The organism is Actinocatenispora rupis (genome assembly GCF_016861975.1).
GTDB classification, from domain to species: Bacteria; Actinomycetota; Actinomycetes; order Mycobacteriales; family Micromonosporaceae; genus Actinocatenispora; species Actinocatenispora rupis.
The window spans coordinates 184,436-204,899 of record NZ_BOMB01000023.1 but is presented as its reverse complement, the minus strand read 5'-3'; the positions used below and the strand labels follow the sequence as shown (position 1 = coordinate 204,899).

Below are 20,464 nucleotides of genomic sequence, written 5' to 3'. Positions count from 1 at the left end.
TGCGCGCCCGGCGCCGGCTCACCTGCTGGCGCTGGGCGACGGGCTGCCGGACGACCCGGGCGTCGGCGCGAGCACCGTGTAGAGCTGCTGCGGCGCGTCGCGCACCGTGCCGGCGGGCGGCGCGCTGACGCGCACCGGCGTACCGAAGTCGTGGTACCGGGTGGTCACGGTGGTCGTCGCGGTGCTGCCCTTCGGCGTCACCGTGACGGACAGCTCGGTCAGCCGTCCCGCGCCGTCCACGGTCGCCTCGAACGTGGCCTTGTCCGGGTCGTTTCCGAGCAGCGTCAACAGTTCCTGCGCGCCACGGTCGGACCGCGCGGCGCGGGTCAGCTTCGCCACGTCGACACTCCCCGCGTACTGCCCGGGTCCGGTGCGGCGCGCGGACTCGACGAGCGCCAGATACCCCGTCGGTACGGTCGGGTCGGTCGCCTCGGACAGCACGTTGCCGGGCGCCAGCCGGGTGGTGTCGATGCGCAGCCACACGTCGGGATCCTCGGCGACACCCTTGACGTACAGCGTCGTGCCGATGACCAGGGCCTGGCCGGCACCGATGCCGAACGACCCGTCGAACGTCCCGGTGCGGTGGACCGGGTCGTACGCGCCGGTGACCCGGGCGATGCCGGACCCGCCGTCGAACTGGAAGCTCGTCGTACCAAGCTTGCGGACGGCCGCGGCGAGCGTGGCGGTGGCCTGCCGGGTCTGCGCCCGGCCGGTGGTCGGTCCGGGCTGGGCGCTCGTGGCCGCCGGGCCGGGAGTCGGGGCGGAACTCGGCGCCGATCCCTTGCAGCCGGTCAACGCCAGGCCGGCGGCACACACCGCGGCGGCGGCGATCATGCGGCGCATGACGGTCCCCTCGTGGGGCCCGGAACGTCGGGGGTGACCGGTCCGTACCCACTTGGTTGGTTGGTGGTGCATCCACCCGGAGCCTAGTCAGCCCGAGCCGGATGGAACAGCGGCGGAGTCCCGCGAAGTGTTGAACCACCCGCGGCGTCCGGGCCGGGTCACCGCCCGGCCCGGACGCACGACCGCGTCACCGCGGCCACGGGTACTACTTGTCGGCCACCACGTCGAGGGTCACCGTCGCGGCGACCTCGGGGTGCAGTCGCACCTGGACCTGGTAGCTGCCCAGCGACTTGATGTGGCCGGCCAGCTGCAGCCGGCGCCGGTCCAGCTCGGGACCGCCGGCGGCCTTCACCGCGTCGACGATCTCGGCCGGGGTGACGGAGCCGAACAGCCGGCCACCGTCACCGGCACGCTCCCGCAGCGTGACCTTGAGGGCCTCGATCTGGGCCTTGACCTCCTGGGCCTGGTCCACGTTGCGGATCTCGCGCGCCGTACGGGCCCGCTTGATCGACGTGATCTGCTTCTCGGCACCCTTGGTCCACGGAATCGCGAAACCCTGGGGCAGCAGGTAGTTACGGCCGTAGCCGTTCTTCACGTCGACGATGTCGCCCGGCTCGCCGACACCGGAAACGTCCTGAGTGAGGATGATCTTCATGTCACGCCCCCTCAGCGGTTCTGCGCGGTGTACGGCAGCAGAGCCATCTCCCGGGCGTTCTTGATGGCCCGGGCGATCTGCCGCTGCTGCTGGGCGTTGACACCGGTGACCCGGCGCGCCCGGATCTTGCCGCGGTCCGAGATGAACTTCCTCAGCAGCGCGGTGTCCTTGTAGTCGACATAGGTGATCTTCTCCTTGTCGAGAGGATTCACCTTCTTCTTCGGCTTGCGCAAAGACGCAGGCTTCGCCATTTTAGTGTTGCCTTTCACGTACGTGTGCCGGGCGCGGACGTCCGGCTAGAACGGGGGCTCGTCGTCAAAGCTGCTGTTGTTACCGCCGCCGGAGCGGGCGCCGGCCGGAGTGGCCGAGGCCCACGGGTCGTCGGCCGGTGCACCGCCGCCGGAGGCGCCGAACCCGCCGCCGCCACCGCCGCCGCTCCGCGACATCTTCTGCACCTTGGCCGTCGCGTACCGCAGGGAGGGGCCGATCTCGTCGACCTCCATCTCGATGACGGTGCGCTTCTCGCCCTCACGCGTCTCGTACGACCGCTGCTTGAGGCGGCCCTGCACGATGACCCGGCTGCCCCGCTGCAGCGACTCGGCGACGTTCTCCGCCGCCTGGCGCCACACGGAACAGGTCAGGAACAGCGCCTCGCCGTCCTTCCACTCGCCGGACTGGCGGTCGAAGGTGCGGGGCGTCGACGCGATGCGGAAACTGGCGACCGCGGCGCCGGAGTTGGTGAAACGCAGCTCAGGGTCGTTGACGAGGTTGCCGACGACCGTGATGACGGTCTCTCCTGCCATGACTCACTCCAGAAAACTCGTACCGTTCGCGATCTCCGACGACCGTGGTCGTCCGAGCTGGCTCGCACCGAAGGATCGCACCGGAGTGCGACACAAACGGCCAGAGTCGGTACTTCTCAGTGAAGTTCGGGGCGGAGGACCTTCGTACGCAGGACCGACTCGTTGAGTCGGAGCTGCCGATCCAGCTCGGCCACCGCGGCGGGCTCGGCCTGCAGGTCGATGACGGCGTAGATGCCCTCGGTCTTCTTGTCGATCTCGTACGCGAGGCGGCGGCGGCCCCACACGTCGGTCTTCTCGACCGATCCGCCCGACGTGCGGATCACGTTGAGGTACTGGTCGAGCGACGGTGCGACGGTGCGCTCCTCAAGATCAGAATCGAGGATCACCATGACTTCGTAGTGACGCAAGACAGCTCTCACCCCCTGTGGACTCAGGCGGCCACGGACTTTCCGTGGCAGGAGGTCTGCGCGTCGTCCGGTGACGAAAAACCGCGGGGATCGACCCCGCGGCGAGGTACCGAACTCTGGAACGATAACAGCCGCGGGGCGCCCGGTCCGAATCCTTACCTGGGTGGGACCTGGGGAGGAACGACCACACCGATGAGGTGGGAGCCGGAACGCCCCGCGGAGACTATGTGAGTTGGATCAAGCTGCCGACCCCTGGTGGCGCTGGGCCAGCACGGTGCGGACGGCGGCGGCACCGACGCCGACCAGGCAGACCGCCGCGATCAGCGCGAGCACGCTGGTCGCGCTGGACGGCCCGTTGTCGCTCACCGGCTTGGCCGCGACCGGCTGCGGCGGCTCGGGGATCGAGGTGCCGGAGATCTCGCCGCCACCGCCGCTGGTACCGGAACCGGCACCCGGCGCGGCGGCCTCCGACGGTACTGCGCCGCGGGCCACCGGCTGGTGCACCTTCGGCACGGTCCCGCCGTTGGGCTGGTGGCCGGGGACCGGGGCCTTGGTGTCCGTGCCGCCGGTCGAACCGCCCTGGTGGCCGGACGACCCCGAGCCGCTGGTACCGGAGCCGCCGGACGACGAACCGCCACCCGAGGACGAGCCGCCACCCGTACTCGGCTGGCTCGGCTTGGCCGCGGTGACCGTCACCGTCGCCGCCTTGAACCCGGTCTCGTTGCCGCCGAGGAGGCCGCACTGCGGCTCCATCTTCGGGTGCACGGTGCCCTGGTCCATGGTGACCGACTTGCCGTCACCGGGCGCGATGTCCTTGTACGTGTCCTGGCCGATGACCAGCGTCGCCTTGACCGACATCTTGTTGACGAACACGACCGAACTGCCGTCGGGGACCGTCACCGGGTCGGTGGTGTCCGGCTTCGACTGGCTCAGCAGGCCGGCGACGCCGCAGTTGCCCGTGTAGTTGATCGTCGCGGCGGGCGACGGGCCGGCGCTGGCACCGGAGGCCAGGACCAGCGCCGCGCCGACGCCGGCGACACCGGCGGCCAGCGCCGTGACGGCGACGAACGGGCGGCGGAATGGTCTCGACTTGATTCGCACGTTTCTGATCTCCCCAGGTCGATGAGGCGTCCGCGTCGCGCGCGAACCTACCTTGTCAACGAAGCTCATCACGGTCAGTGACGCGGGTTCTCGTGAATTTCGGCCGTCGAAGCCGACGCGGGCGCTCCCACGACGCCGGGTCGGCTCGGCAAGATTTCCCCTATCTTGCTACCCCGCGGTAAGCCACACAACCCGGTGCCTTTCCCCTTTTCCGTACGCGACGGCGACACTCGCCGCGCGTGACCGGCACCCGACCGTACGGATGCGGTGGGGTCGGTTCGGAGCGCGCGATGTCGGACCGACGCCGTAGGCTCGCCCCCATGCGTATCGGGGCACATGTGGAGTCCGACGATCCGTTGGCCGCGGCGAAGGCGGTCGGTGCGGACGCGGTGCAGTTCTTCCTCTCCGATCCCCAGGCGTGGGAGACGCCCCAACCGCACCCGAGAGCCGCGGAGCTGCGGGCGGCCGCCGACGCCGGCGAGATCGAGCTGTACGTGCACGCGCCGTACCGGATCAATCTGGCGTCGACGAACAACCGGCTGCGGATCCCGAGCCGGAAGCTGCTGGCCGAGCACGCCGAGGCGGCCGCGGCGATCGGCGCGAAGGGGCTCATCGTGCACGGCGGGCACGTGACCGCCAAGGACGACATCCAGGTCGGCTTCGACAACTGGCGCAAGGCGTTCCAGGGTGCGGCGAAGACGGGTGGATACCCGCTGCCGATCCTGATCGAGAACACCGCGGGCGGCGATCACGCGTGCGCCCGGCGGTTCGAGAACCTCGCCCGGTTGTGGGACGCGATCGGCGAGTTCGAGCCGGGCTTCTGCCTCGACACCTGCCACGCGTACTGCGGGGGCGAGGACCTGACGGGCATCGTGGACCGGCTGCGCGGTATCACCGGCCGGGTGGATCTGGTGCACGCCAACGGGACCAACGACGGGTTCGACTCCGGCCGGGACCGGCACGCCAACATCACCGACAGCGCGCTCGACCCGGAGCTGGTCGTCCACGTCATCGGATCGTCCGGCGCCACCGCCGTCGTCGAGAACCCGAACGGCGCGGCCGCCGTCACCGCCGACGTGGCGTACCTGCGGGAGAGACTGGCCTCATGACCGACGACCGGACGGCGGGGCCCGCGTCCCGGGACGGCGACGGCTCGGGCCCGACCGGGCCGGCGCGGGCGAACCCGGGGCTCGCGGCCAACCTGACCCTCCGCAAGGCCGCGCCGGACCAGGACGACGACGCGCCCGTTCCCGGTCGGGACTCCGAGACGTTGCGCGACGGTACGGCCGTGCGTCCGGGCACCGACCGGGACGGTGGCGTCTCGACGCCGGACACCGACCGGGACGGGTCCGTCGCGGAACCGACGCGCGCGGACTCGACCGCACAGCCGGCGACCGCTCAGCCAGCGACCGGGAAGACGGACGCCGGGAAGGTGGACTCCGGGAAGGGCGGGGGCGGCGCGGATCCGGAGGGGCGGTGGTCGCGCTTCGCCCCGGTGGAGCCGAAGCAGCCCGGCCGGGGCCGGCGGGTCGGCGCGGCGCTCGCGCGTTTCGCCGGGCACGAGTGGACGGTGGTGAGCGTCGCCGGGCTGCTGCTGGCCGTGGTGCTGACCTGGCCGACGATGCTGCACCCGGCGAGTACGGTCCCGCAGGACATCTACGATCCGCTGCTCCAGACCTGGCAGGTCGCCTGGGACGGGCACGCGCTGCTGACCAACCCGCTGCACCTGTGGGACAGCAACACGTTCTATCCCGAGCACGACACGCTGGCGTACTCGGACAGTCTGTTGGGGTATGCGCCGCTCGGGATGATCGGGAGCGGTCCGGTGGCCGCCCTGGTCCGCTACAACGTGCTGTACGTGCTGGTCCACGCGCTGGCGTTCGTCGGGACGTACGCGCTGTGCCGGCAGGTCGGGGCGCGTCGGGCGGCCGCCGCGATGGCCGCCGCCGCGTTCGCGTACGCGCCGTGGCGGCTGGCGCACGGCGGTCACCTCAACATCCTGTCCACCGGCGGGATCGCGCTCGCGCTGGCGATGCTGGCCCGCGGGCACGGCGTGACGCTGCGCCGGGACGCGCCGCCGCAACGCCGGATCCGGTGGGGTTGGGCGCTCGGCGGCTGGCTGGTCGCCGCCTGGCAGGTCACCCTGGGCTTCGGCCTCGGCCTGCCCTTCGCGTACGTGCTGGGCTTGGTCGTGGTGGTCGGCTGCGTGATCTGGCTGGTGCGGCGGATCCGGCGGCGCGCCGGCGCGTTCCACGTGTCGCTGCTGGTCGGCAACCTGGTCGGCCTGGTCGTGTTCGGCCTGACCTGCCTGTACATGGGGCTGCCGTACCTGCGGGCGGTGAACGCCCACCCGTACGCGCGACGCGGTGCGGCCGAGCTGGCCTGGTTCTCGCCGCCCTGGCAGGGCTACTTCATCGCGCCGGAGCAGTCGTCGCTGTGGGGTGACGCGCACGCGAAGGCGCGCGAGGCGCTGCCGTTCCAGCCGGAGATGACGCTGCTGGTGGGCATGGTGCTGCTGGCGTTCGCGCTGCTCGGCGTGGTGCTGTCGACGTGGTCGGTGCGTACCCGGGTGCTGCTGGTGGCGGGCGTCGCGGTGAGCGTGGTGCTGGGCATGGGCACCCGCTTCCCGGGCGGCGGGAGGTACACGTACCTGCTGCTGCACGACCATCTGCCCGCCTGGGACGCGATCCGTACGCCGGGGCGGCTCGTGGTGTGGACGACGCTGCTGCTGGCGCTGCTGGCGGCCGGCGCGGTCAGCGCACTCGGCGACCGGGCCGGCGAGGTCGCGCTGTCCCGCGGACGCAACCCGCGCCGGCTCGGCCCCGCGCTGCGGGTGCTCGTGGCCGTACCGCTGCTGCTGGTGCTGGTCGAGGGCTGGAACCGGACGCCGCACCCGGTCGTACCGCCGGAGCCGCACGAGCTGCGCGGCGTCGCCGGCCCGGTGCTGATCCTGCCGACCGACCAGCTCACCGACGAGCGCTACATGTACTGGTCGACCGACGGCTTCCCGACGATGGTCAACGGCGGCAGCGGGTTCCAGCCGGCGCGGCAGGACCAGATCCGCAAGGTGGCCACCGCGTTCCCGGACCAGAGCAGCGTCGCGTACCTGCGGGATCTCGGGGTGCGGACGGTCGTGGTGTTCCGCGACGGCCTGCCCGGCACGCCGTACCAGGACGCGATCTCCCGGCCGGTCGCCGGCCTCGGCGTGTCGGTACGTGACACCGGCGCGGCGGTCGTCTTCACGCTGCACTGACCGATCGGGGTGCCGGCACCGGCACCCCGACGGATCAGCGGCTCCACTCCGCGGGCGGGCCGGATCAGGTGGCGGACAGGGCGGCCGCGCCATCCGCGTACGGCTGGGCGACGCCCGCGGCGTACGCCCACGAAATGTTGTCGACGGCGCGGATCAGCGCCCAGCCGCGGACGCGTTCGGCGTCGACGGCGAGCCCGTCGGCGATGCGGTCGACGAGGTACCGGGCGCGCGTCCGGGTCGGTTCGAACCGGAGCAGGTCCCAGAGCAGGTGCCCGGCGTCGAACGCGGCGTCGCCGACCATCGGCTTCGGGTCGATGAGCAGCCACTCCCTGCCACCGCGGCCGGACAGTACGTTGCCGGTGTGGCCGTCCCGGTTCACCAGTACGTCGGGGCCGTCCGCCTCGGCGTACTCCGCGCACAGCCGCGCCGCCTCGGCGAACAACCGGTGCTCGAACGGGCGGCCCAGCTCGTCGTGGCGGCTCTCCAGGGTGGCCGCCCAGCGCCGGGCCAGGTCCCGTACCCGCGGAAACGGCACGCCGGGGGCGAGGGTGCCGGTGCCGTTCGGCGGCGGACAGCTCAGGTCACCGGTCGGCGGGCGACGCAACCGCCGGAGTACGCCGGTGGCCAGGTCGACGACCTCGCCCAGCTCCCGGCCGCCCCCCTCGTACTCGGCGAGGAGGGCGTGGCCGGGGTCGGCGCGTTCGAGCAGCAGGGCGCCGGTGGTGAGGTCGGCGCGGTGCAGGCGTACGGCACCGTCGCCGGCGTAGCAGCGCAGCGCCGCGCACTCGGCGAAGTTCTCGTCGTCCAGTACCGGCACCTTCAGCACGTACGTGGTGCCGTCGTGGCGCACGGGCGCGACGTACGAGTGGGTGCCGCCGGGGAGGGCGGGGCCGGCGACGGTGAGATCCCAGGCGGCGCAGGTGTCGGCGACGAGCGCGGGCAGGTCGGCGACCCAGTGGCGGCCGCGGTCGCCGAAGATCTCGGCGACGTTCGCCGCGAGGTCGGGCGGAAGCAGTGTGTCCATGGGCTTTCGGTACTCCTCGGGTTGCGACGGATCCGGATCGGAACGGTCGGCAGCCCGGCGGCGCCCGCGCCCGTACGGCCCCGGTGCGTGCGCGTGTTCCCGACCGTGGACGTACCGCGGCCGGGGGAGCCGCGCGGCCGGTCGACCGGCCGCGCGAACGTCGGCAAGGTCAAGAAGGCACGGGCACGTGGAACCTGTCGACGCGACGCCGGTTCGGCAGCCACGCCGCGTCCGGCGCACCGTCGAGTACGCCGCCGTCGGGGTCGTCGGCGCCGTCGGCGCGGACCGCGTCACGGTCGGGGCGCAGCACGTCGCGCACCACGTACCCGACGAGGACGGCGAGGGTGATCAGCCGCGCGACCGCGAAGAACACGAACACCCACTCCGGGATGACGCCCTTGCCGCTGGCGCCCATGAGTTCCGCGTAGAACGCCAGGAAGTAGCCGACCTCGGCGAGCTGCCACGCCAGGAACGCGCCCCACCGCGGGCGAGCCAGTACGGCGAGCGGGATCAGCCACAACACGTACTGCTGGGACCAGACCTTGCCGGTCAGCAGGAAGCACGCGACCACCAGGAACGCGAGCTGCGCCAGCCGCGGCCGGCGCGGCGCCAGGATCGCGAGCGCGGCGATGCCCAGGCAGCACACCGCGAACAGCACGCCGTACAACAGGTTCAGCGCCGGGATGTGCGTGCTCAGCCACGTGAACGGGAAGAAGCCGGCACCGTCCCGGCCACGCGGGAAGTGCGCCCCGATGTACCAGAAGGTGCCCCAGTCGACCCCGCGCGTCGAGTTCAGCCGGAAGAACTCCAGCCACGCGTCCCGGAAGAAGACCGCGAACGGCAGGTTGACGACGAGCCAGGTCGCCGCGGCGGTCAGTACCGTCATGCCCGCCTGGCGCAGCTTCCCGGACCGCAGCGCCAGCACCAGCAACGGCCCGAGTATCAGCAGCGGATAGAACTTCGCGGCCACGCCCAACCCGAGCAGCAGGCCGGCGAGCGCCGGTTTTCGCCGCGCCCACGCCACGAGCGCGCCGACCGTCGGTGCGATCGCGAGCAGGTCCCAGTTGACGGTCGCGGTGAACAGCATCGCCGGCGCCACCGCGAGCAGCAACGCGTCCCACGGTCGTCGGCGCCGCAACGCCAACACCATCGCGACCGTACCGACACCGAGCCCGCACAGGATCAGCGCGTTCGCGTCGTAGAACCACTTGCCCTGGTTGAACGCCGGGCCGAGCGCCTGCCCGACCGCGTGCACCGGCAGCCCCACCGCACCCATGAACAGACCCGTCAGCACCGGGTACTCGACCTTGTGGTCGGCGTACGGCACCTGGCCCTCGCCAAGCCCCTCCGCGTAGTACAGCGCGACGACGTCCGTGTAGCACAGATCCTTGTACTGCTTCAGGTTCACCCACGCGCCGTCCCGGCACGGCGACTTCTGCACCCAGTGCAGCGCGAACAGCAGACACGCCAGCGCCAGTACGATCCGCACCGGAGTCCAGAACCCGCGCCGCGGCGGCCGTACCGCGTGGTCACCGAGCGGCCCGCCGACCGCCTCCGACACACCGCGGACGAACCAGTCCTCCCGGGCCGGCTCGTCCGCGTACGGATCGATCCGCCCGGCCCGGGCGACGGCCACCTGACCGCCGCCCCCGGCCACGGGCAGCCGCTCCCCGGCGACCACCGGATCCCCGGGTACGGGCCGCTGCCTCCGGTCTGCGCCCGACACGCCCCGCTCGCTCCGACCTCCGGCGACCACCGGATCCCCGGGTACGGGCCGCTGCCTCCGGTCTGCGCTCATAGCGACCCATCCTGCCCGATGACCGCGGGGCCGCGCGCTACCCGGTGGCTGTCGGTTGGACGTTGTTCGGCTGGACGTTGCCGTTACCGGGTTTCGTCCGACAGGTCGGATCCCACGGGCTGCACGAACTCTGGCCCGGGTTCGGCGAGTTGGGGTCGCCACCCCAGCCGCCCGGGATCGAGTTCGACGGGCTCGGGCCGCTCGGCGTCGGCGACGGCGACGACGGGGTCGGCGACGGCGACGGGGACGGGGAGTGCATCTGCCCCTTGTCGACGGAGCCGCTGAACGTCGGCGTCGGGAAGTTCTGCGCCGGCTTGTTCATGTCCCGCAACGCGTTGCTCATGAACCGCGCCCAGATGTCGGACGGGAACTCCGAGCCGTACAGCGGGGCGCCCCAGTCGTTGTAGATCGGACCGTCCTTGTCCTTGCGGCCCATCCACACGACGCTCGCGAGCTGCGGCACGTACCCGCACATCCAGGCGTGCGAGTTCTCGTTCTTGTTGTCCTTGTTCGGGAACTCCCAGGTACCGGTCTTGTTCGCCTGCTGCCGGTACGGCTGGATCATCTGGCTGCTCTTGGTCGCGACCTTGCGGAGCACCCAGTCGACGTCGGCGGCGGTCGTCTTGCTGAACACCTGCCGGTGCTCCCGCTTCGGCGTGTACGCGACGTTGCCGTCCTGGTCGGTCATCTTCTTGACGAACGTCGCCTGCGTGTACCGGCCCTCGTTGGCGAAGGTCGCGTACCCGTTGGCGTGGTCGAGCGGCGTCACCGGGTACTGGCCGAAGCCGATCTCGTTGCCGATGCCGCCCTTGTCGACGATGTCCTGCGCGGACTGCTCGTCCGTCACGTTCGCCAGGCTGTACTTCGTCGGCGCGTTGCCGTTCACGCCGTCGCTGGTGATCGAGTTGATGCCGGCATCGTGCGCCAGCTTCAGCACGTTCGCCTTGCCGACCTTGTCGGCGAGCGCGTAGAAGACGGTGTTCAGCGACATGGCGGTGGCGTTGTACAGGGTGCAGACGTTGTGGCCGTCGATCTTGCCGGCGTCGTGGCAGACCTCGCCGTCGGAGTTGTGCACCTTGCCGTCGCCGCCGCGGTCCGGGAACGCCTCGTCCGCGTCACCGTTCCAGTACGACTTGACCGAGACGCCGGAGTCGACGCCCGCGGCCAGCGTGTACACCTTGAACGACGAACCGGGCTGGTGCGGGTTGCCGGCCATGTCGTACCCGGTACCGTTGTCGCCGCCGTAGTACGCGATGACGTTGCCCGTGCCGGGCTCGACCGCGACCAGCGCGGCGGCCATCTTCGGGTTTCTCGCCTTCGCTTCCTTCAGGCCGTAGTGCGCGGCCTCGATGGCGTCCTTCTGCGCGGCCGGGTTGATCGTCGTGGTGATCTTGTACCCGCCGGTCTCCAGCGCCTGCTTGGTCTGCTCGTACCGCTTGGTCGGGTCCGGGTCCTGGCTGAGCGCCTTGTTGTTGGACAGCTCGCGGATCACCTGCTGCACCACGAAACCGGTCGACTTGTCCAGGCCGAACGTGGCGCCGTGACTGTTCGGATCGTCCGGATAGACCTTGGGATAGTTCTTGACGCTGATGGGCTTGTCGTACACGCCGAGCTTCTTCATGCCCTCCAGCACGTACTCCCAGCGCCCCTCCGCGGCCTTCTTGTTCACCGAGGGGTCGAAGTTCGTCGGGTCCTTGATGACCGCGGCGACGACGGCCGCCTCCTCGGGCGTCAGCTTGGTCGCGTCCTTGTGGAAGTACGCCCGCGCCGCGGCCTGGATCCCCGTCGCCCCGCGGTTGAAGTACACGAGGTCGAGGTAGAAGCCGAGGATCGTGTCCTTGTCGTACTTCTGGTCGAGCTTCATCGCGATGACGGTCTCTTTGAGCTTCTCCGTGTACGTCCGGTTGCTCTGCAACCGGTCCTGGATCAGCTTCGCGTACTGCATCGTGATGGTCGACGCGCCGCCGGCGTCCTCGTTGCCGGTCACGTGACCCCAGGCGGCCCGCAGGATGCCCTTGAAGTCGACGCCGGAGTTCTTGTAGAAGCTGCGGTCCTCCGCCGACACCACCGCGTACTTCACGTACTTCGGCAGCTTGCTGACGTCCACGTGGCTGCCGTTCGACGCGCCGATCCGCGCCATCTGGCTGCCGTTGCTGTAGTAGAAGGTGCTGGGCACCTGCGCCTTGATCTCGTTCGGCAACGGCACCGACGTGAAGTAGTACGCCCCGCCGATCGTGCCGATTCCCGCCAGCAGCAACAGAACCGCGATGCCGGCGATGATGCGGCGGCGCCGGGCCCGCTTCTTGCCGCTCGGCGACTTCGCCACGCGGCGGCGCTCGGAACGGTCGCGACGCTCGATGTCGTCGAAGCTGTCGGAGAAGAAGTCGCCGCCACCGTCGCCGCCGCCCGGACCGGCCGGTCGCACCGACGCGCGCCCGCTCGGCCCGCCGACCGACGCGCTGCCGACCGACGCGGAGCCCACGGACGCCGAACCGACCGACGCGCTGCCGACCGAGGCGCTGCCCATCGATCCGGTACGCGGGCCGCCGACGCGGGCGCTGCCGGTCGCGCCGCCCGGTACGCTGTGCCGCCCGGTGCCCGGCTCCGGTACGGAGTGCCGACCGCTCGGCGGCTCGTCCGTACGAGAAGGTCCCGACCCGTACTCGGATCGGGACCGTCCCCGGGACGGCTCGCCACGGCGGGGCGGGGCGGACTCGGGTGCCGGGTAGCGGTCCGGGGACGCCGGACGCGCGCGGCCGGAACCGGTGGGCTCACCGTACGATCCGGCGCTGTGCCGGCCCGTCCGCTCGCCGCCGATCGGCGCACCGGGGCTCCGGTAGGGCGAGGAGCCCTGGTCGGGACTGCCGTGCCGGCCGGTGCCGTAGTCGCTGGACCCGTGCTGACCCGACCGGTGTCCGCTGGGTTGGCCCGGCTCGCGGGCACCACCGGGACCGTCGGGAGTCGGCCCGGGAACACGGGCCGAGCCGCGCGGGCGGTTCGGGGGGCTCGTCATTCGTCACACCATGCCGTCGGGGACGGCGAGAACCAAGCCGCCGTCCGGTTCGTGTGAGCTTCGCCGCACCATGTAACGCGCCCACTCCGCTTGCACACCGCCGTGTTCAGCGGTATGCGCGCTCACTCCGCCGCCTCACGACGGTGCTGTGGGTCGGGGTCCGTCACCCCGTCGCGACCGAGCAGGAACTGCTCGGCGAGATGGTTCCAGCCGCAGCCCCGGCAGACCTCCACCACGTACACACTGAACTCGCGGTAGGTCATCGCCAGCACCGGCAGCTCGGCCCTGCGTCGGGCCTGGCCGGCGGACTGCTTCAGCTCGTCGCCATATATGTAGTGCACGTGCCAGAGGTTCTCCCGGGAACACACCGGGCACCGCTGGTCCGTCTGCTCCCCGTGGTAACGCGCGGCATTCATCAGGTACGGCGAGGCGTCGCACGCCTCGTACGTCCCGATCCGGCCGGTACGCAGCTCGCGCAGGGTCGCTCGCTTCTGAAGCGAGTAGTCGACGACCTGCCGCTGCGTGCGCATGGGCACGAGAGTACGCGCCGACGACCGGACCGCACAGTCGTGCGAGGTTAAATCGGTCGTTACTCGGCGTAATTCCGCTGCGGAGCCCGATCGGCGACAAAGCGGCCCGCGGTCCGGACGCTTCCCGCCTGCCAACGCTGCTGTTATGGTTGCGATGTATCGGGCCGATACATCGCGGCAACCCGTCGCGGATCGCTCCGAGTGATTGACGTGCGGATCGGGACGGAGGTGGCGGGGTGCTGGAGCTGGCGATCCTCGGCCTCCTGCACGAGTCCCCCATGCACGGGTACGAGTTGCGCAAGCGGCTCACCACGATGCTCGGCGCGTTCCGGGCCGCGTTCAGCTACGGCACGCTCTACCCGACGCTCCGCCGCCTCCGCGAGGCCGGCTGGATCGAGGACGCACCGGACTCGGCGGCGTCGCCGACGACCGGGGAGGTGCCCGCGGCCAGGGCGCCGCGCGTCAAGGGCACCGGGCTCGGCAAGCGCGGCAAGGTGGTCTACCGCCTGACCGCCGAGGGCAAGGAACGCTTCGGCGAACTGCTCGCCCAGGCCGGTCCGGAGACGTGGGAGGACGCCACGTTCGGCGTGCACTTCGCGTTCTTCGGGCGTACCGACGCGGCGACGCGGCTGCGGATCCTCGAAGGGCGACGGCGCCGGGTCGAGGAACGCCGGGAGGGTCTGCGCGATGCGCTCGACAGAGCCGCCGAGCGGATCGACGCGTACACCCAGGAGTTGCAGCGGCACGGCCTCGAAGCGGCGGACCGGGAGGTCCGTTGGCTGGAGGAGCTGATCGCGCACGAGCGGACCGGTCAACCGCCCACCGTCACCACGCAACGACCCGAGACCCGGGCCGGTGACAGCGCACACCCCGCCACCGGGGCCGACCGGGACGGCGACCGCCGCACCGACTAGGCCCTGACAAGCAAGTACCGCCCCGGGCGCCACGTCGTGGCACCGAGACCCGGTGCGGCCGTGAGAGAAGGAGGCAGACATGGGTTCTGTCCGCGTTGCGATCGTCGGAGTCGGCAACTGCGCGGCGTCCCTGGTCCAGGGCGTGCACTACTACCGCGACGCCGACCCGAACGACCGCGTTCCGGGACTCATGCACGTCCGGTTCGGTGACTACCACGTCGGTGACGTGGAGTTCGTCGCCGCCTTCGACGTGGACGCCAAGAAGGTCGGCCGCGACCTGTCCGAGGCGATCGTCGCGAGCGAGAACAACACGATCAAGATCTGCGACGTACCGCCGTCCGGCGTGACCGTTCAGCGTGGCCACACCTTCGACGGCCTCGGGGAGTACTACAGCGAGACGATCGAGGAGTCCGACGAGGCGCCGGTCGACGTGGTCTCTGCGCTGCGTGCGGCGAACGTCGACGTGCTCGTGTCGTACCTCCCGGTGGGGTCCGAGGAGGCGGACAAGTTCTACGCGCAGTGCGCGATCGACGCCGGCGTGGCGTTCGTGAACGCGCTGCCCGTGTTCATCGCCTCCGACCCGGTGTGGGCGAAGAAGTTCACCGACGCGGGCGTACCGATCGTCGGCGACGACATCAAGTCGCAGGTCGGCGCGACCATCACGCACCGCGTACTGGCGAAGCTGTTCGAGGACCGCGGCGTCCGGCTGGACCGCACGTACCAGCTGAACTTCGGCGGCAACATGGACTTCATGAACATGCTGGAGCGCAAGCGGCTGAAGTCCAAGAAGATCTCGAAGACGCAGGCCGTGACGTCCCAGATCCCGCACGAGATGCGCACCGCGGACGTCCACATCGGACCGTCCGACTACGTGCCGTTCCTGGAGGACCGGAAGTACGCGCTGGTCCGGCTGGAGGGCTCGGCGTTCGGTGACGTGCCGCTGCAGCTGGAGTACAAGCTGGAGGTCTGGGACTCGCCGAACTCGGCCGGCATCATCATCGACGCGCTGCGCGCCGCGAAGATCGCCAAGGACCGCGGCATCGGCGGCCCGATCCTCTCCGCCTCCTCGTACTTCATGAAGTCGCCGCCGGAGCAGTACGACGACTCGACGGCGCGCGACGCGGTCGACAAGTTCATCGCCGGCGAACTGGAGCGCTGACCTCCCGCACCTCCGACGACGGTGGCCGCCCCGCGCGGCCACCGTCGTCTGCGTACCGGGGCCGGATCGTCCGCCGGTGTCGCCGGCCGGAATCGTGGCCCGGCTCAGGGGGCGAAAAGGCCGGCGGTGGTGAGCTGGACGCGGGCCTCCAGTTCGAGCAGGAAGACCTTGCGGTCCAGGCCGCCGCCGTACCCGACGAGCTTGCGGTTGGCGCCGACGACCCGGTGGCACGGGACGATGACCGCGACCGGGTTGTGGTTGTTCGCGATGCCGACCGCGCGGGAGGCGCCGACGTCGCCGGCCACCGCGCGGGCGACGTCCCCGTACGACCGGGTCTCGCCGTACGGGATGCGGGACAGTTCGGCCCAGACGGCGCGCTCGAACTCCGATCCGGCCATCGACAGCGGCAGGTCGAACTCGGTGAGCCGACCCGCGAAGTACGCCTGCAGCTGTTCGGCGGCGGCGGCGAGGACCGGCTCGTCCGGGCTCGGCGGGCCGACGACCCGCGGACCGCGCCCGCCGGACTCGCCCGCCCGGCGCTGCCGGGCACCGAACTCCAGCCGGCTCAGCCGCCCGTCGTCCGCCGTGAGGACCAGATCGCCGATCGGGGAAGGCACACTCATCCACCGCACCCGACCATCCTCCCAGCCGGCTCCGACATTCTCTGGCGAGAATCGGACCAGGACGGCGCCGGGTGGCGGTCGTCGCCAGTGGCGTTGCGGCGCAACGGATCCGACGTTTCACCACGGAATGGACGGGTGCGCGGCACGGCTACGCTTGATCATGCCGGTACGAGGCGGGGAGGCCGCGGTGGACTGGGTGACGATCACCTTCCTGGTCGTCGGCGCCGTCGGCGTGGTGGTGCTCGCCGCGTCCCTGCTGCTCGGCGACCTGCTGCACCTCGGCCACGCCGACGCGGACGGGCCGTTCTCGGTGCCGGCGATCGCCGGTTTCGTGGGCGCGTTCGGGTTCGCCGGGCTGATCGTCGCGTCCCTCGTACCGGGTGGTGTCGTGGTCGAGGCCGGTGCCGGGATGCTCGGCGGGCTTCTCGCGGCGCTGCCGACCGGGTGGCTGGCGCTCCGGCTGACCCGGGCGGTGGCCGACATGCCGACCGACGCCACCCTCTCCAGCGCGGACCTGATCGGCGTCACCGGCGTGGTGATCACCCCGATCCGGACCGGTGGGTACGGCGAGGTCAGCCTCACCGTGTCCGGGCAGCGCCTGAAGTACAACGCGCGGGCGGACGCGCCGCTCGCCACCGGCACCCCGGTGCTGGTCATCGAGACACCGAGCGCGACCAGCGTGGTGGTCGAGGAGACCGCCGCGCTGCCGCCCGAGCTCGGCTGAGATCCCCACCAACCCTCCACAAAGGACGGATTGATGACTCCCATCCTCATCGGGATCGCCGGCATCGTCGTGCTGGTGATCCTGATCGTCGCCCTGATCCTGTCCCGGATCAAGGTCGCCGGGTCGAACGAGGCGTTCATCGTGACGGGCCGCAAGGGCAAGTCGACGACGAGCGCCGACGGCCGGCGTACCACGGATCTGTCGGGCCAGAAGGTCGTCATGGGCGCGTCGGTGTTCGTGATGCCGGTCGTGCAGCGGCTCCAGATCCTCGACCTGTCGAGCCGGCGGATCCCGGTGACGGTGACCGGCGCGATCAACAAGCAGGGCATCACCTGCAACCTGGACGCGGTGGCGATCGTCAAGGTCGGCGGCACCGAGGACGCGATCCGCGCGGCCGCCCAGCGGTTCCTGGACCAGCAGGACGAGATCGAGAACTTCACGAGCGAGGTGCTCGCCGGTGCGCTGCGGTCGATCGTGGGCCGGCTGACGATCGAGGAGATCGTACGGGACCGCGCGGCGTTCGCGTCGGAGGTCGCGGAGGAGGCGGAGAACTCCCTGACCAACCAGGGCCTGGTGCTGGACACGTTCCAGCTGCAGGACATCCGTACCGAGGGCGACTACCTGAAGAACCTGGGTCGGCCGGAGGCGGCGCGCGCGGTCAAGGAGGCCGCGATCGCCGAGGCGACCGCGCGGCAGTCGGCCGAGCAGGAGCGGCTGCGCGCCGAGGAGGTCATCGCCGAGTCCGAGCGGAACCTGGCGCTGAAGAAGGCCGGTATCCAGGCCGAGATCGACGCCGCGACGCAGAAGTCCGCCGCCGCCGGCCCGCTGGCCAAGGCGGAGCGCGACCAGGCGATCCTCGCCGAGCAGCAGAAGGTGGCGCAGCGCAACGCGGAGCTGAAGGAACGCCAGCTCGACACCGAGGTACGCAAGCCGGCGGACGCCGCCCGGTACAAGGTGGAGCAGGAGGCGGAGGCGGCGAAGAGTGCGGCGATCGCCCGCGCCGAGGCGGAGCGGCGGGCGACCGTCGAGGCCGCGCACGCCGACGCCGAGCAGGCGCGGCTGACCGGTGAGGGTGACCGGGCCCGCCGGGCGGCCCTCGCCGAGGCGGACGCGATCGAGGGTGCGAAGCGCGGTGAGGCGGAGAAGCTGCGCCGGCAGGCGGTCGCCGACGCGGTGCAGCGCGAGGGTGAGGCGGAGGCGTCCGCGATCCTGGCCCGCGGTAAGGCGGACGCCGAGGCGATGCGGCTCAAGGCCGAGGCGTTCGACAAGTACGGCGAGGCTGCCGTACTGGAAATGCTGGTGAAGATGCTGCCGCAGGTGGTCGAGGCCGCCGCGAAGCCGATCGCGGGCATCGACAAGATGACGGTGATCTCCACCGACGGGGCGAACGCGGTGACCAAGTCGGTCGCGTCGACGGTGGCGCAGGGCCTCCAGCTCGGTACCGACCTGACCGGGATCGACGTGGGCGCGCTGCTGGCGAAGCTGGGCGCGAAGGCCAACGGCGGCAACGGTACGGCGCAGATCGCCGAGGCCACGCCGGAGTCCTGACGTACCAACGGATGACGGTGCCGCGCCGACCCACCCGGGCCGGCGCGGCACTGTCGTTCCCGCCCCGGGTCAGACGATCCGGAAGTTGGCCATCATGGCCATGTCCTCGTGTTCCAGGTTGTGGCAGTGCAGCATGTACCGGCCGCGGAAGCCGCTGAACCGTACGAGCACCTCGACCACCTCGTACGGGCGGACGTCGACGGTGTCCTTCCAGCCGGCGTCGGTGGGCGCCGGGTCCTTGCCGTCGCGGCTCACCACCTGGAAGTGCGCCAGGTGGGTGTGGATGGGGTGGTGGAAGTCGCTGGAGAACCGCCACAGTTCCACGGAGTTCAGGGCGGGCCGGGCGAGGACCGTACTCGGGCTGAAGTACTCCTTGTTGACGGACCAGCCGCCGTCGGTGAGCCGGAAGTCGAACTGCCGGGTCACGCGCGCCTCCGACCGCCGCAGCGTCCGGTACGTCGACAGGTGTGTCGGGATGCGGCTGTCGTCGGACGCCCGGCGCGTCACCCGGAACCGCATGACGCTGCCGGTACGGCCGGCGCCGAGCGCGTTCGTCATGGTGACCGTCGAGCCGGGCTTGTGCCCGGAGAAGTCGATGACGACGTCGAAGCGTTCGCCGGGGGTGACGAGGATCGAGTCGTGGCGTACCGGTGCGGTGAGCAGCCCCTGGTCGCTGCCGACCTGCACGAACCGCGCCCCGCCGGTCAGCCCGAGCTGGTAGCGCCGGGCGTTGGAGGCGTTGACGATGCGGAACCGGTACCGGGTGGCGGTGACCTCCATCTCCGGCCACGGCGCGCCGTTGACGAGGATGACGTCCCCCTGCACCCCCTGCATGTACCTCGCGGTCACGCCGGGCGTCATGGTGAGCGACGGATCCTTTGCGGGGTAGGCGAAGGAGCCGTCGGCGGTGAACGACCGGTCGCAGATCAGCAGCGGCACGTCGCGCTCGCCCTTCGGCAGCGGCAGCGCGTCGTCCTCGTCGTCGCGTACGACGAACGCGCCGGCGAGGCCGCGCCACACCTGCGGCGCGCTGAAGTCCATCCGGTGGTCGTGGTACCAGAGGCTCGCGGCGCGCTGGCCGAGCGGGTACCGGTAGCTCTTCTGTCCTTTGTGGAGGGTCCAGTCGCCGGGCCGGACCGTCATCTTCATGCCGGACGAGTGGTGCATCGACGGATCGAACGTGCCGCCCACCGGTACGACGAGGTCGGTGGGGTAGCCGTCGGAGTCCGGCGGCGTGACCCCGCCGTGCAGGTGGGTGGACGTCGGCTGGGGGAGTTCGTTGCGGATCGTCACGGCGATCTCGCGCCCGGCGCGCGCCTCGAACGTCGGCCCCGGGAACGTCCCGTCGTACCCCCAGACCTTGGTACGGGTGCCGGGGACGATCTCGGCGGTACCGATCCGCTCGGTGATCTCGTACCGGTCGACGCCGCCGTCGGTGCCGACCGGCCGGGCGACCCGCGGGACCGGCAGCGGCACCCGGAACTGCGGCGGCAGCGGCGCCGTACTCGGCAGCGTCACCGCCGAACTCTCCTTGCCGCAGCCGGCGAGCGTGCCGCCGGCCGCGACCGCCACACCCGCCACGCCGACCAGCCCGAGGAACCGGCGCCGGTCCACCCCGAACGTCCCGCGCCGCGCCGTACTCACGACTCCGCCCGGCGGGCCGCGGCGGGCGTGCACGCCCACACGGCGTACAGGAGGGTGACGCCGAAGAGGGCGACGCCGAGCGGGATGTGCAGGCTCAGCGCGCGGCTGGCACCGAGGCCGGCCTGGGCGACGACGAGGACGACCTCGACGACGGCCATGAGTACGGGCTGGCTCGTACCGCCGCCGGGCTTCCAGCGCAGGACGGCGGCGACGAGCGTGGCGATGACGAGCAGGCCGGCGAGCATCGCCCCGTATCCGTGCATGTCCAGGAACGAGACCTGTCCGGTGACGAACAGCCCGGCGGAGACCGCTTGCAGCAGCACCACCACCGAGGTGGCGACCGCCACGATGCGCAGTGCGGTGATGAGGCCGGGTCGGATCCTGGCCGGCGCGACGGCGCCGGCCCGTGTCGTGGTGTCCACGTC

General features: G+C 71.3%; 20 protein-coding genes. 7 read left to right on the top strand and 13 right to left on the bottom strand.

Annotation, left to right across the window (positions count from 1 at the left end; translation table 11 throughout):
- Positions 1 to 18 precede the first annotated feature (18 nt).
- The 6 genes from Aru02nite_RS20735 to Aru02nite_RS20710 all read right to left on the bottom strand — a co-directional run bounded on the left by Aru02nite_RS20735 (position 19) and on the right by Aru02nite_RS20710 (position 3,809).
- Entirely contained in the window at positions 19 to 843 is an 825-nt protein-coding gene (locus tag Aru02nite_RS20735) for a hypothetical protein (RefSeq protein ID WP_203660139.1), read from the bottom strand.
- A gap of 205 nt (positions 844 to 1,048) precedes the next feature.
- Entirely contained in the window at positions 1,049 to 1,498 is a 450-nt protein-coding gene (gene rplI / locus Aru02nite_RS20730) for a 50S ribosomal protein L9 (protein ID WP_203660137.1), read from the bottom strand.
- 11 nt (positions 1,499 to 1,509) lie between these two features.
- Entirely contained in the window at positions 1,510 to 1,749 is a 240-nt protein-coding gene (rpsR, locus tag Aru02nite_RS20725; protein ID WP_203660134.1) for a 30S ribosomal protein S18, read from the bottom strand.
- Between the two features lie 45 nt (positions 1,750 to 1,794).
- Complete coding sequence (locus Aru02nite_RS20720; RefSeq protein WP_203660130.1) at positions 1,795 to 2,301, bottom strand: single-stranded DNA-binding protein; 507 nt, start codon at positions 2,299 to 2,301, stop codon at positions 1,795 to 1,797.
- Positions 2,302 to 2,417: 116 nt separating this feature from the next.
- Positions 2,418 to 2,708 carry a 30S ribosomal protein S6 gene (gene rpsF / locus Aru02nite_RS20715; RefSeq protein WP_203660128.1) on the bottom strand — a complete coding sequence of 97 codons (291 nt, stop codon included), beginning with the start codon at positions 2,706 to 2,708 and terminating at the stop codon, positions 2,418 to 2,420.
- Positions 2,709 to 2,945: 237 nt separating this feature from the next.
- Positions 2,946 to 3,809, bottom strand: coding sequence for a hypothetical protein (locus Aru02nite_RS20710; RefSeq protein WP_203660126.1), 864 nt, complete (start codon positions 3,807 to 3,809; stop codon positions 2,946 to 2,948).
- Between the two features lie 320 nt (positions 3,810 to 4,129).
- Between Aru02nite_RS20710 and Aru02nite_RS20705 the strand changes: the two genes are divergently transcribed.
- Positions 4,130 to 4,918, top strand: a complete 789-nt coding sequence (locus tag Aru02nite_RS20705; protein ID WP_203660124.1) for a deoxyribonuclease IV — start codon at positions 4,130 to 4,132, stop codon at positions 4,916 to 4,918.
- Entirely contained in the window at positions 4,915 to 7,062 is a 2,148-nt protein-coding gene (locus Aru02nite_RS20700) for a hypothetical protein (RefSeq protein WP_239076827.1), read from the top strand. The genes Aru02nite_RS20705 and Aru02nite_RS20700 overlap by 4 nt, the downstream gene beginning before the upstream one ends.
- A gap of 64 nt (positions 7,063 to 7,126) precedes the next feature.
- Here the strand turns inward: Aru02nite_RS20700 and Aru02nite_RS20695 are convergent, their stop codons facing one another.
- The 3 genes from Aru02nite_RS20695 to Aru02nite_RS20685 all read right to left on the bottom strand — a co-directional run bounded on the left by Aru02nite_RS20695 (position 7,127) and on the right by Aru02nite_RS20685 (position 12,210).
- Positions 7,127 to 8,086, bottom strand: coding sequence for an aminoglycoside phosphotransferase family protein (locus Aru02nite_RS20695; protein WP_203660122.1), 960 nt, complete (start codon positions 8,084 to 8,086; stop codon positions 7,127 to 7,129).
- 169 nt (positions 8,087 to 8,255) lie between these two features.
- On the bottom strand, positions 8,256 to 9,722 hold the full coding sequence (locus Aru02nite_RS20690) for a glycosyltransferase family 87 protein (RefSeq protein ID WP_239076846.1): 1,467 nt from the start codon (positions 9,720 to 9,722) through the stop codon (positions 8,256 to 8,258).
- A gap of 199 nt (positions 9,723 to 9,921) precedes the next feature.
- The gene (locus tag Aru02nite_RS20685) at positions 9,922 to 12,210 is read right to left on the bottom strand and encodes a transglycosylase domain-containing protein (RefSeq protein WP_203660118.1); all 2,289 of its coding nucleotides are present in this window, start codon (positions 12,208 to 12,210) and stop codon (positions 9,922 to 9,924) included.
- A 31-nt stretch (positions 12,211 to 12,241) separates the two neighbouring features.
- Between Aru02nite_RS20685 and Aru02nite_RS20680 the strand changes: the two genes are divergently transcribed.
- A complete protein-coding gene (locus tag Aru02nite_RS20680; protein ID WP_203660116.1) occupies positions 12,242 to 12,613 on the top strand; it encodes a hypothetical protein in 372 nt (123 codons plus the stop codon).
- A gap of 406 nt (positions 12,614 to 13,019) precedes the next feature.
- Here the strand turns inward: Aru02nite_RS20680 and Aru02nite_RS20675 are convergent, their stop codons facing one another.
- Positions 13,020 to 13,427 (bottom strand): DUF5318 family protein, encoded by a 408-nt coding sequence (locus Aru02nite_RS20675; RefSeq protein WP_203660114.1) that lies wholly within the window; start codon positions 13,425 to 13,427, stop codon positions 13,020 to 13,022.
- A gap of 236 nt (positions 13,428 to 13,663) precedes the next feature.
- Here Aru02nite_RS20675 and Aru02nite_RS20670 point away from each other — a divergent pair, with 236 nt between their 5' ends.
- Together Aru02nite_RS20670 and Aru02nite_RS20665 are read left to right on the top strand one after the other, a co-directional pair.
- Positions 13,664 to 14,341, top strand: a complete 678-nt coding sequence (locus tag Aru02nite_RS20670) for a PadR family transcriptional regulator (RefSeq protein ID WP_203660112.1) — start codon at positions 13,664 to 13,666, stop codon at positions 14,339 to 14,341.
- A gap of 79 nt (positions 14,342 to 14,420) precedes the next feature.
- Positions 14,421 to 15,500: an inositol-3-phosphate synthase gene (locus Aru02nite_RS20665; RefSeq protein ID WP_203660110.1), complete on the top strand. Its 1,080-nt coding sequence runs from the start codon at positions 14,421 to 14,423 to the stop codon at positions 15,498 to 15,500.
- Between the two features lie 104 nt (positions 15,501 to 15,604).
- On the opposite strand, the gene Aru02nite_RS20660 is transcribed toward Aru02nite_RS20665, so the two are convergent.
- Positions 15,605 to 16,132 (bottom strand): methylated-DNA--[protein]-cysteine S-methyltransferase, encoded by a 528-nt coding sequence (locus tag Aru02nite_RS20660; RefSeq protein ID WP_373324923.1) that lies wholly within the window; start codon positions 16,130 to 16,132, stop codon positions 15,605 to 15,607.
- Between the two features lie 151 nt (positions 16,133 to 16,283).
- On the opposite strand from Aru02nite_RS20660, the gene Aru02nite_RS20655 reads away from it, so the two are divergent.
- Both Aru02nite_RS20655 and Aru02nite_RS20650 read left to right on the top strand, forming a co-directional pair.
- Entirely contained in the window at positions 16,284 to 16,847 is a 564-nt protein-coding gene (locus tag Aru02nite_RS20655) for an NfeD C-terminal domain-containing protein (protein WP_203660106.1), read from the top strand.
- A 33-nt stretch (positions 16,848 to 16,880) separates the two neighbouring features.
- Positions 16,881 to 18,395, top strand: a complete 1,515-nt coding sequence (locus Aru02nite_RS20650) for a flotillin family protein (RefSeq protein WP_203660104.1) — start codon at positions 16,881 to 16,883, stop codon at positions 18,393 to 18,395.
- A 69-nt stretch (positions 18,396 to 18,464) separates the two neighbouring features.
- On the opposite strand, the gene Aru02nite_RS20645 is transcribed toward Aru02nite_RS20650, so the two are convergent.
- Positions 18,465 to 20,039: a multicopper oxidase family protein gene (locus tag Aru02nite_RS20645; protein WP_239076826.1), complete on the bottom strand. Its 1,575-nt coding sequence runs from the start codon at positions 20,037 to 20,039 to the stop codon at positions 18,465 to 18,467.
- Positions 20,036 to 20,461: a hypothetical protein gene (locus Aru02nite_RS20640; protein ID WP_203660102.1), complete on the bottom strand. Its 426-nt coding sequence runs from the start codon at positions 20,459 to 20,461 to the stop codon at positions 20,036 to 20,038. The genes Aru02nite_RS20645 and Aru02nite_RS20640 overlap by 4 nt, the downstream gene beginning before the upstream one ends.
- Between the last annotated feature and the right edge of the window lie 3 nt (positions 20,462 to 20,464).